This window comes from Ramlibacter pinisoli, assembly GCF_009758015.1.
GTDB lineage: Bacteria > Pseudomonadota > Gammaproteobacteria > Burkholderiales > Burkholderiaceae_C > Ramlibacter > Ramlibacter pinisoli.
In genome coordinates this window covers 1,777,068-1,792,562 of the sequence record NZ_WSEL01000003.1, presented here as the reverse complement: position 1 = coordinate 1,792,562, position 15,495 = coordinate 1,777,068, and the positions used below count along the sequence as shown (strand labels likewise).

Here is a 15,495-nt window from a genome sequence, read left to right as displayed (position 1 = left end):
CAGACTTTCGAGGGCCGTCTTGATGGCCGTCCCCGTGCTGCTGGTGGCCGCGGCCCAGGCTGCCCCGCTGCGCGTCAAGGACCTGGGCAAGCTGCAGGGCTGGCGCGAGAACGTGTTGGTGGGCACCGGCATCGTCACCGGCCTGGCCGGCACGGGCGACGCACCTGGCAACCGCGCCTCGCGCCAAGCGCTTGCCAACGTGCTGGCGCAGTTCAACCTGACCATCGCGCCCGACCAGGTGAGCAGCCGCAACGTCGCCGTGGTGGTGGTGAGTGCGTCGCTGCCGACGTTCGCGCGCGAAGGCGACACGCTGGACGTGGCGGTCGCGTCCAGTGGCGACGCCCGCAGCCTGGTGGGCGGCAATCTCCTGCTCACCTCGCTGCGCGGCCCCAACGGCCGGGTCTATGCGCTCGCGCAGGGCCCCGTGTCGGTTGGCGGCCACCGCTACGACGCCAACGGCAACGTGGTGCAGAAGAACCATCCCACGGCGGGCTCCATCCCGAACGGCGCCACGGTGGAGGTCGGCCTGGCCCTGCCGGCGCCCACGCCGCCCAGCCACGTCACCTTCGTCCTGTCCGAACCCGATTACACGACCGCCAACAGGGTCGCGGCGGCCATCAATGGCCAGCTCGGCCCGGGCCTGGCGCGGGCCCGCGACGCATCGGGGATCGAGGTGGAGGTGCCGGCGGCGCTGCGCACGGAGCTGGTGGGCTTCCTGGCCCGGCTCGAGGACGTCACCGTCGAACCCGACCGGCGTGCGCGGGTGGTGGTCAACGAGCGCACCGGCACCGTGGTCTCGGGCGGCGACGTCCGCCTGTCGCGCGTGGCCATCTCCCATGGCGACCTGAAGGTCACCATCGCCAGCCAGGTCACGGCGTCGCAACCGGCGTTCGTCTCGCACGTCGGGTCCGGCGTGGGCACCGCGGTGCTGACCAACACCACCGTCGACGTCGAAGAGCCGGCCGGGGTCGGCTATCTCGCCACCGGCGGCACAGTGGCCGACCTGGTGCAGTCGCTCGCCCGCCTGAAGACCAGCACGCGCGACATGATTTCCATCCTGCGGGCCGTCAAGGCCGCCGGCGCGCTGCACGCCGAACTGGTGGTCCAGTGAGGGCGGCCGCATGAGTGGTTCCGTCGAAGCCGTCACGACCGCGGTGCTGTCGGTGGCACTGGACGCCGCCAGCCTGCGCCACCAGGCGATCGCGGCCAACATTTCGCGCGCCGGCGTGCAGGGCACGACGCCCCTGGCGCTGGCCTTCGAATCGCAGCTCGACCAGGCCCGGGAGGAACTCGCCACCGCCGGCGTCCTGCGCCGCGACACCGTCGCCGCGCTGCATCCCGAACTCGAGCCGGCCCTCGACGCCGCGGGCCAACCCGTCCTCCAGTCGGTGGACGAGCAGATGACGCAACTGGCCCGCAATGCCGTCCACTACCAGGCCTTGCTGCAAGGGCTGTCCCGCCATCTCGGCGTGCTTGCGCTGGCGGCGAGCGAAGGGAGGAAGTGATCCATGGATTACCTGCAGGCATTCGCGATCAGTGCGGCCGGCATGTCCGTCGAGCGCATGCGTGTCGAAACAGCCGCGACCAACCTGGCGCACGCCAACACCGTGCAGGACCCGAATGGATCCGGCTTCCAGCCCCTGCGCGTGGTCGCCCGCGCGGGCGCCGCCAGCTTCCCGTCGCTGGTCCACGAGCGCCTGCCCGAAGCCATCGAGGTCCAGGTCGTCCCCGCTTCGGGCCCCGTGCGCCGCCTGCACGAGCCCGGGCATCCGCTCGCCGATGCCGAAGGCTTCGTGCGCTACCCGGGCGTGGACACCGCAACCGAAATGGTCACGCTCACGGGCGCATTGCGTTCCTACGAGGCCAATGTGGCGGCGCTCACCACGGCGCGGGCGCTCGCCCTCAAGACGCTCGAGATCGGCAGAAGCGCATGAGCCCGGACGCCATTGCCGCGATCGGGCTGCACGACGAGGTGCAGCCGGCCGCTTTCCAGCCAGCGCCAGTCGTCGGGGGCGACGAACTGCCGTTCGGCCGGCTGGTCACCGAAGGCTTGCGGGCCGTCGACCAGCGCCTGGCCGCCAGCCAGTCGGACCTGCAGGCCCTGGCGCTGGGCGAGTCCCGCAACCTGCACGAGGTGATGGTGCGGATGGAAGAGGGCCGCATCGCGTTCCAGCTGCTGCTGCAAGCACGCAACCGCGTCCTGGAGGCCTACCAGGACGTGATGCGGATGCAGCTCTGAGGCCAAGGAGGAGCGGCAGCGTGATGACACAGTGGTGGCAAGGATTGCAGCGGCAGGCGCGGGTGGGTGTCGGCATCGGCCTGGTCCTGTTGCTGGCCGCCGGCCTGGGCACCTGGTGGCTCTGGCGCCCCGAACCGGCCGTGCTGTTCGCCGACCTGGGTCCGCAGGACGCGGCCTTGCTGGCGGCTGAACTCGACAAGGCCAAGGTGCCCTACACGGTGGCCGCGGGCGGCACGACCCTGCTGGTCGACCGGGCGCAGGTGCATGCCACCCGGCTGAAGTTGATGGGCAAGGACCTGCCACTGCATGGCGCGGTCGGCTTCGAGTTGTTCAACAACGCCGACTTCGGCATGACCGAGTTCGCGCAGAAGATCAACTACCAGCGCGCGCTGCAGGGGGAGCTGACGCGCACCATCCTCTCGTTCCCCGAGGTGCGGCAGGCCCGGGTGCACCTCGCGCTGCCGGAGCAGGGCCTGTTCAAGCCGGCCTCGGCGGTGCCCAAGGCGGCCGTGACCCTCGCGCTGCGCCAGAACCAGGCACTGCGGGGCGAACAGGTCACCGGCATCCAGCGCCTGCTGGCCGCGGCCGTCCCGGGGCTGGCCGCGCACGAAGTGACGATCGTGGACGACCACGGCGTGGCACTCAGCCGCGGGGCCGCCACCGACAGTGCTGCTGGCCCTGCGGCATCCCTGGACCTCAAGCGCGACATCGAGAGCTACCTGTCCCGCAAGGCGGGGGCCGTGCTCGAGCGCGCACTGGGACCGGGTCAGGCGCTGGCCAGCGTCGACGCCACCCTGGACATGGACCAGGTGCGAACGACCACCGAGGACGTGCTGCCGGCCCCCGATGGCAAGGGTGGTCCGGCCACGGGCGTCCTGGTGCGCGAACGTGAGTCGACCCGCGACAGCGCCGCCCCGGACGGCCGGGGCGACGGGCGCTCCCTGCGTGGCAGCAGCATGCAGCGCGATGCCGACTACCAGGCGGGACGCCGGCTGGAGCAGGTCGTCAGCCAGCCCGGCTCGGTGCGGCGCCTCCACGTGGTCGCCGTCGTGCGCCAGGCCTTGTCGCAGGTCCAGCAGGACCAGGTGCGCCAGCTGGTCGGCGCGGCGGTTGGCGCTTCGGTGGAGCGTGGCGACACGGTGCTGGTCCAGGCTTTCGACGCGGCCGCGATCGCGCCGCCGCGCACGCCCGATCCGGCCGGCCTGGCGCTCGCTGCTGCCGACGTCCCGCGCAGCGGAGACCACGCCGATCCGGCCGTTTCGATGGGGTGGGGCGCGGGCGTTGCCGTGACGGCCGCCGCTCTCCTGGCCTCGGTCCTGCTCTGGATGCGTCGCCGCCCGACGGTGGCCGCGGTCGATCCGCGCGATCTGACCGAACCCCAGCGCCAGCTGGCCTTGGGGCAGGTGCGAGCTTGGCTCGCGGGCGAGCCGGCCGGTGCCACGGCGGTCGCCGTGCCGAGGAGCGACCCATGAACGTCGACCTGCTGTCCCTGCCGGCCCGCCAGGCTGCGTTGCTGGCCCATGGGCTGCCGGCGCACGACCGCGACTGGTTGCTGGATCGCCTCGAGCCGGGGCCGCGCGGCGTGCTGGCCGATCTTCTGAGGGAACTGCAGACCCTGCGCATCCCGCCAGACCATGACCTGCTGCAGGAGGTGCTGCGCCAGCACCGGCCGGCATCCGTGCTGTCCCCCACTGAACGCCTGGAGCGGCTGGATGCAGAAGGTGTCGCCAGGCTGGTCAGCCGGTTGCGCAGCGAGCCGCCTGGCCTCGTGATCCGCCTGCTGCACCTGCACGACTGGCCCTGGCGCGCCGCCGTCGCTCGCGAACTGGGCGTGCACGCGGCCGACGGGCCCGATGCTCCTGCCGACTTGCCGCCCGCGCCTGCGCTCGATGCCGCGCTGCTTGAGGCGGTCGCCGCGGCACTGCCGGCCAGCGGTGCCGCCATGCCGCCAGTACCGCCCGGCGGCCGCTGGCGGGAGATCTTCCGGCGCAGGGGCCGTCCATGAATGCCGCCGCGGTGCTGCGCTCCGTTGCCTGGCAGGGGGATGCTGTGCGCCTGCTTCCCGGGCTGCGTCCGGTTCCGGAAGCCCTGCCGCCCGCCGATGCCGGGCGCAACGGCTACGAGGAGGGGCTGCGGCGCGGGCTGGACGAGGGAGCGCGGCAGGGCCACGAGGCGGGCGTTCAGCGTGGCCACCAGCAGGGCCTGGTCCGGGGGCTGGCGGAAGGTCGTGCGCAAGGCCAGGAGGAACTGGCTTCGGCACGCGAGGAGGTGCAGCGCCGCGGCCAGGAACAGCAGGAGCGGCTGACGGCGCTGGCGCAGTCGCTCGAGCGGGTGCTGGCCGGCGTGCTGTCCGCTGCCGAAGACGAACTGGTCGTGCTGTGCATGGATGCACTGTGCCGCGTCGTGGGGCCTGCACTGGCGTCGGCCGAGGGCGTGCGGGCGCAAGTCGATGGTCTGCTGGCGCAGCACCCGTCAGCAGGTGCGATCCGGGTCCACGTGCATCCGGCCGATGCGGTGAGCCTGCAAGGTGACAACGCCTCGCACGCGGCCGGGGCGTCCCTGTCCTGGGTCGCGGACCCGCAGGTGGCGTTGGGCGGTTGCATGGTGCGGGCGGCGGCGCAGACGCTGGACGCGCGGCTCGAGGTCGTCGTGGATGCGTTCAAGGCGGCCCTGCTGGCGGGCAGGATCCGGCATCGCGAAGCGGCTGGTCGCGCGCTGGAGGGCGCTGCATGAGCGTGCTGCGCAGTTGCCTGGCCACCCTGCGCGAAGCCCCGTTGCAGGCCCGGTCCGGCCGGGTCTGCCGCATCCAGGGGCTGGCGCTCGGTTCGCTCGGTCCCGCGGTGGCGGTCGGGCAGTTGTGCCGTGTCGTGCCCGCGTCCGGCGGAGCCGCTGTCCTCGCGGAGGTGGTCGGGTGCCAGGGCGACGAGCGCACCTTGCTCGCCTACGGTTCCCTGCACGGCATCGGTGCCGATGCCGCCGTGGTAGCGGTCGACGCTCCGCTGGCGGTGCAGGCGGGCCCGGCATTGCTGGGCCGCGTGATCGACGCCTTCGGGGAGCCGCTGGATGGCTCTGAGCCCGCCCCGCGGCCCGCAGCCGTTTCGGTGCAGCCGGACACCAACCCGCTGGACCGTCCGCCGATCGACCAGGTGCTGGAAACCGGCGTCCGCGTCATCGATGCGCTGCTGACGCTCGGGCGCGGCCAGCGGGTCGGCATCTTTGCCGGCAGTGGCGTCGGCAAGAGCAGCTTGCTGGGACTGGTGGCGCGTCACGTGCAGGCCGACGTGAACGTGGTCGCGCTCATCGGCGAAAGGGGCCGCGAGGTGCGCGAGTTCATCGACCGGCACCTCGGGCCGGCTGGCCTGGCGCGTTCGGTGGTGGTGGTCGCCACCTCCGACCAGCCCGCGCTGGCGCGTGTGCGCGCCGCGCACACGGCGGTCGACATCGCCCGCCAATTCGCGCGCACCGGTCGTCATGTCGTGCTGACCATGGACTCGGTCACGCGGCTGGCGATGGCACGCCGGGAGATCGGGCTGGCATCGGGCGAGCCGGCCACGGCCAGGGGCTACACGCCGTCGGTGTTTGCCGAACTTCCGGGCCTGTGCGAGCGCTGCGGCACCGATGCCTCCGGCGGCTCGGTGACGGCCCTGTGGACCGTGCTCGTCGAAGGCGGCGATCTCGACGAACCCGTCGCGGACAGCCTGCGGGCGCTGCTCGACGGCCACATCGTGTTGTCGCGGGAGCTGGCACAGCAGGGCCATTTCCCGCCGATCGATGTCCTGCGCAGCGTCAGCCGCCTGCAGCACCACCTCGCCGACCCGGCGGAGCGCGAAGCGGCGCAGGCCGCGCGCAACCTGCTGGCGCTCCTCGATCGCAACCGGCCACTCGTCGACCTGGGCGCCTACCAGCCGGGCGCGCAGCCGGCGCTCGACCGCGCGCTGGCGCTGGAGCCGCAGCTGCTGGCGTGGATGCGGCAGGCAGAAGGCGGCGTCGCTCGCGCGACCGCGTTGCGGGAGCTGCGCGAATTGCTGGCGACCGGGGGCGCGGCATGAGCCCGTCGTCGACGCGGGCCCCGATGGCCGACCAGGCGGGCGCGCTGGCATCGCTGGCGCTCCTGCGCGCCTGGCGGCTCGACGCCGCCCGCATCGAGCTGCAGAAGGCCCGGCATGCAGCGGACACCGCCAGCTGCTCCGCGCGGGTGGCCGGCGAGGGCTTGGCGTCCGCTCTGGCGTGGTCGTCCGCGCACGCCATCCAGCCCGACCCCGTCCTGCATCGGCGCACGCTGGACCACCTGGCCCGGCTGGCGGCCGAGGCGCGGCGGTCCGATCAGGAACTGACCCGGCGCGCGGCGCTTGCGGACCAATGCCGCCTGGCGCTGCAAGCCCGGCACCGGGAGCTCGACATGGTCCGTCGGGCGCAGGAGCGCAACGCTGCGGATCACCTCGCCAACCGCACGCGCCAAGCCTGGAACGTTGCCGATGCTGCGTGGATCGTCGCCCGCAGAACGCAGGAGCGGTCATGACCTCCGTCTTGCCAATGCCCGCCCCCCGTGCACCGCTGCCGGTTCTTGCGCCCGGCAGCGTGTCGGTCTGCCGCGGTTGGCAGCGTGCGATCGACAAGGCACAAGGCGAGGCCTGGTTCCGGGGGCCCCTGGCGGGCCATTCAGGTTTCGACGTGGCCTCGCGGTCCGCTGCGTCGGACGCTGGCATGCCCCGGGTCCATGCCCTGTCGACGGCGCGCCGCAATGGACCTGCGGAAGGCATCGGGACACCGGCAGAAGGCACCGGGATCGTGTCGCCCACGCCAGCGCCTACCTGCAAGCCGCCACTCCCTGCCACCGCGCCCGGCCTCGCGCGCCCCGACAGGACAGGCGCTGGCCTATCGAGCCCCGGAACCCTCGCTTCGAAGCAGCAGGCCACCGTCAGCACCACCGGCGTCATCGGTCCCCGCGGCGTGCCCACCGAGCCGGTTCCCGGTGAAGAGGGCGCTTCGCCGGCCCGGCCTCGCTCCGCGACCGGCGACCCGGCCCACCGCTCCGTGCACGTGCACGTGGAGCACCAGCCCGATGGCCTGCACATCTGGCTCGGTGCTCCGGCCGGGGTGGCCGACCTGTTGCTGCGGCAGCCCGGGTTGCAGGCGGCCCTGCAGCGCGGCCTGCCGGACAGGCTGGCCACTGTGGTTTTGAACGGCGTCCTGCTCGATCGCGGCGGGATCAAGCCTTCGCGTCCCTTGCATCCGCCCGGCCCGGCCGGGCACAACCAGGAGCCATGATGGAACTCGGTGCGATCAGCGGCACGGCGGCCTCCGCCGCCGGACAGGCGATGGGCCTGCAGGACTTTCTGAAGGTCCTGCTGACCCAGCTGAACTACCAGGACCCGCTCAAGCCCATGGACAACCAGGCGTTCATGGCCCAGATGGCGCAGTTCACGTCGCTGGAGCAGTCACAACGCCTGAACGACAAGCTGGAACTGCTGGTGGCGAACCAGGCCGCCCTCCAGTCCATCGGGCTGATCGGCAAGACGGTGAGCGCCACCGGCGATAGCGGCAGCATTTCCGGTGTCGTCTCGAGCCTGTCGCTGCAAGGCACGTCCCCGCTGGTGAGCATCACCACCACGGCGGGCTCGGTGGTGGCCGACGTGGACCTCAGCCGCATCGTCTCCGTGCGTTGAGGCCGTCCCATGCTCGATTCCATCCACGTGGGAATGACCGGCCTGCAGGGCTATTCGCGCGGCCTGCGCGTCATCGCCAACAACACCGCCAACCTGGACACGCCCGGCTACAAGGCCAGCTCGTTGCAGTTCGCCGACCTGTTCTACACCGGCGCCGATCAGGCCGGCGGACGAGCCACGCAGCTGGGGCACGGACTGGCGACCACGGGGACGCAGCTCGACCTGCGCCAGGGCGATCTGCGCGACACGGGCAACCCGTTCGACCTCGCCATCGATGGCGATGGCCTCTTCGTCCTGCGGCCCGAGGACGGCAGCACGCGCTACACCCGCGCCGGCAATTTCCAGTTCGACGCGGACGGCCGCCTGGTCGACCGCGCCAACGGCGCTCTGGTGCTGGGACGGGATGCCGCCGGGGTCGACGCGCCGCTCTCGCTGTTGGGCCTGAAGACGACGGCGGGCGCCCCCACCGCGGTCGCCCGCTTCGCCGGCAACCTGTCGAGCACGGTCGAGACGCAGACCATTCCCTCGGTGCACGTGCATGACGCCATGGGCGAGACGCATGAACTGGCGGTGAAGTTCACCCGCACGGACGACCAGGCCATCGGGAGCTGGAAGGTGGAGCTGCTGGACGGCGCCACCACCGTCGGGGAGGCCACGATGCAGTTCATCGACGGCCGCCCCGACGCCGCCAGTGGCAAGCCGAGCTTCACCTACACGCCGGCGGGCAAGGCGGCGCAGGTGGTCGTCCTGGATTTCTCCGCCGACGTCACCTCGTACGCGGCGGGCAATCTCTCGACGCTGGCCATGTCCGCCCAGGACGGACGCCCGCCCGGCAGCCTCACCAAGCTGACGTTCAACGCGCGCGGCGCTTTGGTCGCGACCTATTCGAACGGCCAGGAGGTCGAAGGCGCCCGCTTGCTGCTGGCGCGGGCGCGTTCGGCCGACGCCACGGAGAGCGCCGGCGGCAATCGCTTTGTCGCCGCGGGCGGCCAGCCCTGGGAACTGGGAACGGCCGGCGACGGCGGCTTCGGCGCGGTGCATGCGGGCCAGCTCGAGATGTCCAACGTCGACCTGGCGCGCGAGTTCAGCGAACTGGTGGTGATGCAGCGTGGCTACCAGGCGTCGTCGCAAGTCATCTCGACCGCGAACGACATGCTCCAGGAGCTGCTCAACATGAAGGCGAAGTAGCCATGGGCGGCACGGCGGGTCCCGCCCGCGCCTGCGCGCCACACGTCCCGGCCTGGCGTCCCCTGCGCGGGTGGAGCCAGTCGCAGCTGCAGTCCGCCTGCCAGCGCCTGGACACGGTGCAGGCCGCGTGGTCGCTCGCCTGGGGCCTGTCGGCTCCGGCCGGGGGCTGCACGGCGCGAGCGGCCGGAGCGGCCGACCTGCACCTGGCCACCTGGGTGGCGCTCACCACCTCGGACGGCGAGGTCCGCGCGTGGATGGGCGACACGATGCTGGGTGCGGACCTGCGCCGCATCCTGTGGGGCGACGTGCCGGCGGGGCCGCTCGCTGCCGCGCTGGGAGGGCAGTGCGCCGCCGACCTGCAGTCACGGCTGGCGTCCCTCCTCGGCCTGATAGTGGCGCCATCGCCCAGCCGGGGACCGACGGTGGACGACGTGGCGCCCTGGTCCGGCGCGGTGCTGGTCGAGCAGGCACTGGCGCCGCGTCGCCAGTTGCTCCTGCTGTCCGCCGAAGCAATCGACCCCCTCATTCCCCGAGTTGCACCGCAACGGTCCGAGCCTGCGGCCCTGGTGGGCCTGGATGAGGCGCTGCGCAACCGGCGTCTCGCATTGCAGGTCCGTCTCGCTGGCTGCACGGTCGACCTCGGCGCGTTGGCCGGGCTGCGCATCGACGACGTCGTGCGCCTCGACCACGGCCTGCAGCAGCCCGCCACCGTCACCGACGGGCAAGGCCGACCCTGCTTCGCGGCGCACCTGGCCCGGCGCGGCGACCGAAAGGCCATCGTGCTGGCACCCCTCGCATCCGTCCCCAAGGAGTTCCCATGACGCAAGACACCTGGCCCGGCATCGAGCTGATCGATGAGCCGCTGCCGGCGCACACCATCACGCTGGAAGAAGCTGCCGAGCCGCAGGCCACGGTCGCGTTGGCGCCCGCGGTGAATCCACTCCACGCCGTGGACATTCGCCTGCAGGCCTGCGTGGGCGAGGTCGTCCTTACGGTGGGCGAGTTGCTGGGGGCCCGGGAGCAGGCGGTGCTGCCCGTCGATCGCACGCTCGACGCCCCGGTGGACCTGCTCTTGAACGGCCGCGTCGTCGCCCGGGGCCAGCTCGTCGCGGTGGAGGATCGCTTCGCGGTCCGCGTCACCGAACTGCCGTTGCCGCTGGGCATCTAGCCGGACGGGCGATGCGGCGCGCGCATTCCGGTTGGCTGGCCGCGGCGTTGGCGGCGTTCCTGTGCTGCTCGCCGGCGCGTGGGGTGGACGCAGCGGACACCGAACCGCAGGTGGAACTCCCACGGGTCTCTGCTGCCTTGCCCTTGCGCCGTGGCGAGCCTGCGGTCAGCGACGTGTCGGCCGTCACGGTCCTCCTCGTGCTCGGCCTGAGCCTGGGCGGCGGCCTGCTGGTCGCCTTGCAGTCCGGTGGCCTGCGCGCGCTGGGGGCGCGCCGGGGCCGCACGGGGCGCGCGGCCATCGAGCGGCTGTCCAGCCAGATGCTCGGCAAGGGCGCCGCGGTCCATGCCGTGCGCTGGCACGACGAGGAACTCCTGATCGGCTGCACCGAGGGCCAGGTCATCCTGCTGGCGCGACGGCAGGGCGCAAGCGGATTTGCGGAGCCCGCATGAGGCGCTGGTGCCGCGTCCTGGGCTGGCTGGCGGTCGCCGCCTGGCTGTCGTTCGGCGGATGGGCAGCGGCGGCCCCGCAGGAAGCTGTGCCAGGAGCGGGACCCGGCGCGCAACGGGCTGCAGTTCGCTTGCAGACCAGCACGCCGGCGCGGAAGGGCCTGGTGGCGGATCTGCCGTCGCCGGGCCAGCAGCAGGGCACGTCGCAAGCCTTGCGCATCGTGCTCGGTCTGACGGCGCTGGCGGTTCTTCCCGCCCTGCTCGTCTGCCTGACCTCCTTTCTCCGGATCGTCATCGTGCTGTCGATGCTGCGCCACGCCCTCGGCATGCCGGAAACGCCGCCCAACCCGGTGGTGATCGGTCTGGCGCTGTTCCTGACGCTCTTCACCATGGCCCCGGTGTTGCACCAAGTGAACCACCAGGCTTTCCAGCCCTTCATGGACGGCACACTCGCCATGGACGCCGCCTATGAGCGGGGGGCCGGCCCGCTGCGCGAGTTCATGGTGCGACAGACCCGGGAGGAGGACCTGGCGCTGACGGTGGAGCTGTCGCATGCACGTCCGCCTGCCAGCCTGGCCGAGGTGAGCAACGTGCAGCTCATCCCGGCCTTCATGCTGTCGGAGCTGCGGGCTGCGTTCCAGATCGGCTTCGTCGTCTGGCTGCCGTTCCTGCTCATCGATCTCGTGGTGTCGGCTTCGTTGATGAGCCTGGGCATGATGATGCTGCCCCCGTCCACGGTTGCGCTTCCGCTGAAGATCCTGGTGTTCGTCCTCGTGGACGGCTGGGCCTTGCTGCTCAAGGCGCTGGTCGGCTCGTTCCATTGACGTGGCCATGGAGCAAGCCAGCCAAGCCCGTCCATCGACTGCGCTGCCGCTCGAGGAGGCCCAGCTCTGGCGCAGGTTCAGGACCGGCGGCGACGAGGCGGCGCGCGGCGCCTTGCTTGACCTCCACCTCGACTATTCGCGTGTGCTCGCGGCGACCTACTATGCGCGTCGCTTCCACGACGACATCGAATTCGGCGACTACCTGCAGTACGCCCAGATCGGCCTGCTGGAAGCGATGGACCGCTTCGACCCCGACCAGGGCGCGCAGTTCAGGACCTTCGCCGCCCGCCGCATGCATGGCGCGATCCTGAACGGGATCGAGCGGCTGACCGAGAAGCAGCAGCAGATCGCCGCCCGCCAGCGCCTGCGGGCCGAGCATGCCCAGGCCGTCAAGGCCGCGGCATTGGCCGACAGTGGTGCCGCCGACCACGCAGCGCTGCGCCGGCCCGAGCAGTTGCTGCGCTATGTGGCCGAGGTGGGCATCGGCCTGGCGCTGGCCTGGCTGCTGGAGGGCACCGCGATGGTCGACACCGGCGAGGGCACGGTGACGGCGCCGTTCTACCGCCAGGCGGAGCTGCGCCAGATGCGCCAGCGGCTGCATGCCCTGGTCGAAGCCCTGCCGCCGGCGGAAAAAACCGTGGTGCGGTCGCACTATCTGCAAGAGCAGCGCTTTGACCAGATCGCAGCCACGCTGGGCCTGACCAAGGGGCGCATCTCGCAGATCCACAAGCAGGCGATGCAGCGCCTGCGCGCCGGGCTGGCCGAGGCCGGCTTGGATCTCAGCTGCTGAGGCGCCGCGCATGTCGCCCATGACACCGGCCACCGCCCGTCTCGCCCTGCTGGAGGGCTGGCTGCGGCAGGATGCGGGCAATGCCGCCTTGCGCCTGTCCGCCTTCGAAGCGGCCCGCGGCGCCGGGCGGCTCGACGCCGCGGCCCTGCATGCCGAGGCCGGCGTGGCGGACGGCGCCGAGGCCGGGGCGTGGTTGCACCGGCTGGCCCAGGTCCGACTGGCGCAACGCGATGTGCCGTCGGCGCGGGCACTGTTGGCGCGGGCCCGCGCAGCCGGTGCGCCGGCGGCCGTGGTCAACCACGACCTGGCCTGGATCGCGCACCAGGCCGGCCAGACCGACCACTGCCTGGACCTGTTGCGGCCGCACTTGGCGGGCGCGGACGATCCCCCGCTCGAGCCGACCGTGTTGGCCTCGCTCCAGGTCCTGTGGCTGAGGACGCTGCAGCAGGCTGGCCGGCACCAGGCTGCCCTCGAGTGGACTGTGGGCGAGGAGGCGGCGGGCCGACTGCAACCGGCGGGGCAAGGCGTCGCCAGCGTGCTGGCCTGGGACGCGGGGGAACTCGACCTGGCCGAGCGACTGGCGCAGGCTGCGCTGGCAACCGATGCCGCCCATGCGGACGCGCTGCTCACCCTGGCCAGTCTGGCCCTCCTGCGGCGCCAGGACGCGCCGGCCGAGGCGTTCATCGACCGGGCACTGGCCGCGCGGCCGGCGGAAGGACGCACCTGGTCCCTGGCTGGCATGGCCAGCCTGCAGCGTGGCGATACAGGCCAGGCGCGGCTGCGCTTCCAGCGCGCCATCGGCGGCATGCCCGGCCACATCGGTACCTGGCACGGGCTGGGGTGGGCCTGCCTGCTGGCGGGCGATCGTGAGGCGGCACTGCGGGCGTTCGAACGGGCGCTGTTCCTGGATCCGGCGTTCGGCGAGAGCCACGGCGCGGTCGGGCTGGCCCAGGCGCTGGGCGGGGATGCCGAGGCGGCCGAGGCGTCCCTGCGCACCGCGCTGAAGCTCGACCCGGCCTGCGTCACGGCCCGCTATGCGCGCGCCGTCATGGCCGGGGAGGCCAGCGCCGACGGCGTGCCGGCGCTGGCGGGCCGCCTGCTCGACCGGCCCGGGTTCTTCCGGCGGTCGCTGGCGGCCGAAGTGCAGGACCGCGTGGCGGCCCCGCCGGTCAGGCCTTCAGGGCCTTGAGGTACTCGCGGAAATCGGCGCCGACTTCCTGGTGCTTGAGAGCGAAGTCGACCGTCGCTTCCAGGAAGCCCTGCTTGCTGCCGCAGTCGTAGCGGCGACCCTTGTATTCGTAGGCGTGCACGCCTTCGGTGTCGATCAGGCGGGCGATGCCGTCGGTGAGCTGGATCTCGCCGCCCGCGCCGCGCGGATTGGAGCGGATCATGTCGAACACGGCGGGGGTGAGGATGTAGCGGCCGGCCACGCCCATGCGCGAGGGCGCTTTCTCGGGGCTGGGCTTTTCCACCATCTGGTTGACCTTGATGAGGTGATCGCCCACCTTGTCGCCGGCCACGATGCCGTAGCGCTTGACGTGGTCGCGCGGGACTTCCTGCACCGCCAGGATGCAGGTGGGCGTGCGGGCGAACTGCTCGACCATCTGCCCCATCACCGAAGGGCCGCCGTCCGGGCCGCACATCAGGTCGTCGGCCAGCAGCACGGCGAAGGGGTCGCCGTTGACCAGCGGCGCGGCGCACAGGACCGCGTGGCCCAGGCCCAGGGCGCGCGGCTGGCGCACGAACGAGAAGAACATGTCCTCGGGCGTGAGAGAGCGCACCAGCTCCAGCAATTCCTTCTTGCCGCTGGCCTCGAGCTCGTGCTCGAGTTCGTAGGCGGTGTCGAAATGGTCCTCGATCGCGCGCTTGTTGCGGCCGGTGACGAAGATCATGTGCCGGATGCCGGCCTCGTAGGCCTCCTCGACCGCGTACTGGATCAGCGGCTTGTCGACGACGGGGAGCATCTCCTTGGGAGCTGCCTTGGTGGCGGGCAGGAATCGGGTGCCAAGGCCGGCGACCGGGAACACGGCCTTGTTGATCCTCGTGACATTTTTCATCGACTGGAGAGGTGTTTCTGGTTAAAGTCCGCGCAGTTTTTCACGAGCCAGCCGTCTCATCTGTTCGCATCGGCTGATCTTCCTGTCGGACAAAGGCGGAACTCGGTTGGACATCTTACTGGTCGAACGACTTGTCCCGGAGGCCCAGAAGTGGCTGCAGGAGAGGCATTCGGTCGAGTTCCGGCCCGATCTCGCCACCGACCCCAGCGGCCTGCGCAAGGCGATCTACAACACCCAGGCGCTGGTGTTGCCGCGCAAGATGGTCATCACGCGCGAGTTTCTCGACTTCGCGCCCCTGCTCAAGGCCGTCGCCCGCCTGCACGGCGCCACCGACAACACCGACCTCGAAGCCTGCCGCGAGCGCAGCGTCCGTGTCATCCAGGCCAACGCCGCCAACGTGCGCTCCAACGCCGAGTACCTGCTCACCGCGCTGCTGCTGCTGTTCCGGCGCGGCATCGGCACCACCCTGGCCGGCCAGCGCCACGGCGAGGTGCGGCTGGGCCGCGAACTGCACGGCAGCGTCGTCGGCATCCTGGGGCTGGCGCCCTCGGCCCATGCGCTGGCCATGATGCTGCACTCGCTCGGTGCACGCCTGGTCGGGTATGACCCGGCCATCCACCACACCGCGCCGGTCTGGGCGCGCCTGAACATCCAGCCGGTCGGGCTGCAGGAGATGATGGGCGCCGCGGACGCCGTGTCGGTCCAGGTGATGTACGCCTCGCGCTACCAGGGCTTCGTCAACGCCAAGCTGCTGGCGCATTGCAAGCCGGGCCAGATCTGGGTGGGCACCAGCCGATCGCAACTGTTCGACGGTGCGGCGCTGGCGGCCGCGCTGGACGACGGGCGCATCGAGGCCGCCATGCTCGACGGCGCGGAGGCGGGCTTCGCTTCCCGTGGCACCCCGCTGCACAGCTGCGAGAACCTGTACCTGACGCCGCGCCTGGGTTCCTTCACACGCGAGGCGCGCCTGCGCGCCAGCTGGTACCTGGCCCATCGCATCCACGAGACGCTGACGGCGCCCCACTCGGGCTTCGAGGGCACGCCCACCGGCATGATGGACCTGGAGGGCCGGCGCACGTCCGGCACCGAACCCGTCGTCATCCGCTGAGCCGGCGCG

At 71.9% G+C, this 15,495-nt stretch carries 20 protein-coding genes; 19 read left to right on the top strand and 1 reads right to left on the bottom strand.

Going from position 1 to position 15,495, the window contains the following annotated elements:
- Positions 1–22: 22 nt before the first annotated feature.
- Genes flgI through GON04_RS09795 form a run of 18 tightly spaced genes read left to right on the top strand, consistent with a single transcriptional unit; the run spans position 23 to position 13,510 of the window.
- The gene (gene flgI / locus GON04_RS09880) at positions 23–1,111 is read left to right on the top strand and encodes a flagellar basal body P-ring protein FlgI (RefSeq protein WP_232532966.1); all 1,089 of its coding nucleotides are present in this window, start codon (positions 23–25) and stop codon (positions 1,109–1,111) included.
- 10 nt (positions 1,112–1,121) lie between these two features.
- Complete coding sequence (locus GON04_RS09875) at positions 1,122–1,505, top strand: flagellar basal body protein (RefSeq protein WP_157397724.1); 384 nt, start codon at positions 1,122–1,124, stop codon at positions 1,503–1,505.
- Between the two features lie 3 nt (positions 1,506–1,508).
- Positions 1,509–1,934, top strand: a complete 426-nt coding sequence (flgC, locus tag GON04_RS09870; protein WP_157397723.1) for a flagellar basal body rod protein FlgC — start codon at positions 1,509–1,511, stop codon at positions 1,932–1,934.
- Positions 1,931–2,239, top strand: coding sequence for a flagellar hook-basal body complex protein FliE (gene fliE / locus GON04_RS09865; protein WP_157397722.1), 309 nt, complete (start codon positions 1,931–1,933; stop codon positions 2,237–2,239). The genes flgC and fliE overlap by 4 nt, the downstream gene beginning before the upstream one ends.
- Positions 2,240–2,262: 23 nt before the next feature.
- A complete protein-coding gene (gene fliF / locus GON04_RS09860; protein ID WP_157397721.1) occupies positions 2,263–3,711 on the top strand; it encodes a flagellar basal-body MS-ring/collar protein FliF in 1,449 nt (482 codons plus the stop codon).
- Positions 3,708–4,244 carry a hypothetical protein gene (locus GON04_RS09855; RefSeq protein WP_157397720.1) on the top strand — a complete coding sequence of 179 codons (537 nt, stop codon included), beginning with the start codon at positions 3,708–3,710 and terminating at the stop codon, positions 4,242–4,244. The genes fliF and GON04_RS09855 overlap by 4 nt, the downstream gene beginning before the upstream one ends.
- Positions 4,241–4,972, top strand: a complete 732-nt coding sequence (locus GON04_RS09850) for a FliH/SctL family protein (RefSeq protein ID WP_157397719.1) — start codon at positions 4,241–4,243, stop codon at positions 4,970–4,972. The genes GON04_RS09855 and GON04_RS09850 overlap by 4 nt, the downstream gene beginning before the upstream one ends.
- A complete protein-coding gene (locus GON04_RS09845) occupies positions 4,969–6,288 on the top strand; it encodes a FliI/YscN family ATPase (protein ID WP_157397718.1) in 1,320 nt (439 codons plus the stop codon). The genes GON04_RS09850 and GON04_RS09845 overlap by 4 nt, the downstream gene beginning before the upstream one ends.
- A gap of 23 nt (positions 6,289–6,311) precedes the next feature.
- Positions 6,312–6,758, top strand: coding sequence for a hypothetical protein (locus GON04_RS09840; RefSeq protein ID WP_157397717.1), 447 nt, complete (start codon positions 6,312–6,314; stop codon positions 6,756–6,758).
- Positions 6,755–7,507 (top strand): hypothetical protein, encoded by a 753-nt coding sequence (locus tag GON04_RS09835; protein WP_157397716.1) that lies wholly within the window; start codon positions 6,755–6,757, stop codon positions 7,505–7,507. Before GON04_RS09840 ends, GON04_RS09835 begins: the two co-directional genes overlap by 4 nt.
- A complete protein-coding gene (locus GON04_RS09830; RefSeq protein WP_157397715.1) occupies positions 7,507–7,905 on the top strand; it encodes a flagellar hook assembly protein FlgD in 399 nt (132 codons plus the stop codon). Before GON04_RS09835 ends, GON04_RS09830 begins: the two co-directional genes overlap by 1 nt.
- A gap of 9 nt (positions 7,906–7,914) precedes the next feature.
- The gene (locus tag GON04_RS09825; protein WP_157397714.1) at positions 7,915–9,093 is read left to right on the top strand and encodes a flagellar hook protein FlgE; all 1,179 of its coding nucleotides are present in this window, start codon (positions 7,915–7,917) and stop codon (positions 9,091–9,093) included.
- 2 nt (positions 9,094–9,095) lie between these two features.
- A complete protein-coding gene (locus GON04_RS09820) occupies positions 9,096–9,914 on the top strand; it encodes a flagellar motor switch protein FliM (protein WP_157397713.1) in 819 nt (272 codons plus the stop codon).
- On the top strand, positions 9,911–10,261 hold the full coding sequence (locus GON04_RS09815; RefSeq protein ID WP_157397712.1) for a FliM/FliN family flagellar motor switch protein: 351 nt from the start codon (positions 9,911–9,913) through the stop codon (positions 10,259–10,261). Before GON04_RS09820 ends, GON04_RS09815 begins: the two co-directional genes overlap by 4 nt.
- A gap of 11 nt (positions 10,262–10,272) precedes the next feature.
- A complete protein-coding gene (locus GON04_RS09810) occupies positions 10,273–10,710 on the top strand; it encodes a flagellar biosynthetic protein FliO (protein ID WP_157397711.1) in 438 nt (145 codons plus the stop codon).
- Positions 10,707–11,531, top strand: coding sequence for a flagellar type III secretion system pore protein FliP (gene fliP / locus GON04_RS09805; RefSeq protein WP_157397710.1), 825 nt, complete (start codon positions 10,707–10,709; stop codon positions 11,529–11,531). The genes GON04_RS09810 and fliP overlap by 4 nt, the downstream gene beginning before the upstream one ends.
- A 7-nt stretch (positions 11,532–11,538) precedes the next feature.
- The gene (locus tag GON04_RS09800; RefSeq protein WP_157397709.1) at positions 11,539–12,321 is read left to right on the top strand and encodes a sigma-70 family RNA polymerase sigma factor; all 783 of its coding nucleotides are present in this window, start codon (positions 11,539–11,541) and stop codon (positions 12,319–12,321) included.
- Between the two features lie 19 nt (positions 12,322–12,340).
- Positions 12,341–13,510, top strand: coding sequence for a tetratricopeptide repeat protein (locus GON04_RS09795; RefSeq protein ID WP_198349244.1), 1,170 nt, complete (start codon positions 12,341–12,343; stop codon positions 13,508–13,510).
- On the opposite strand, the gene galU is transcribed toward GON04_RS09795, so the two are convergent.
- On the bottom strand, positions 13,491–14,378 hold the full coding sequence (galU, locus tag GON04_RS09790; RefSeq protein WP_157397707.1) for a UTP--glucose-1-phosphate uridylyltransferase GalU: 888 nt from the start codon (positions 14,376–14,378) through the stop codon (positions 13,491–13,493). The genes GON04_RS09795 and galU overlap by 20 nt on opposite strands.
- A 106-nt stretch (positions 14,379–14,484) precedes the next feature.
- On the opposite strand from galU, the gene GON04_RS09785 reads away from it, so the two are divergent.
- A complete protein-coding gene (locus GON04_RS09785) occupies positions 14,485–15,486 on the top strand; it encodes an NAD(P)-dependent oxidoreductase (RefSeq protein ID WP_157397706.1) in 1,002 nt (333 codons plus the stop codon).
- The last annotated feature ends 9 nt before the right edge of the window (positions 15,487–15,495 follow it).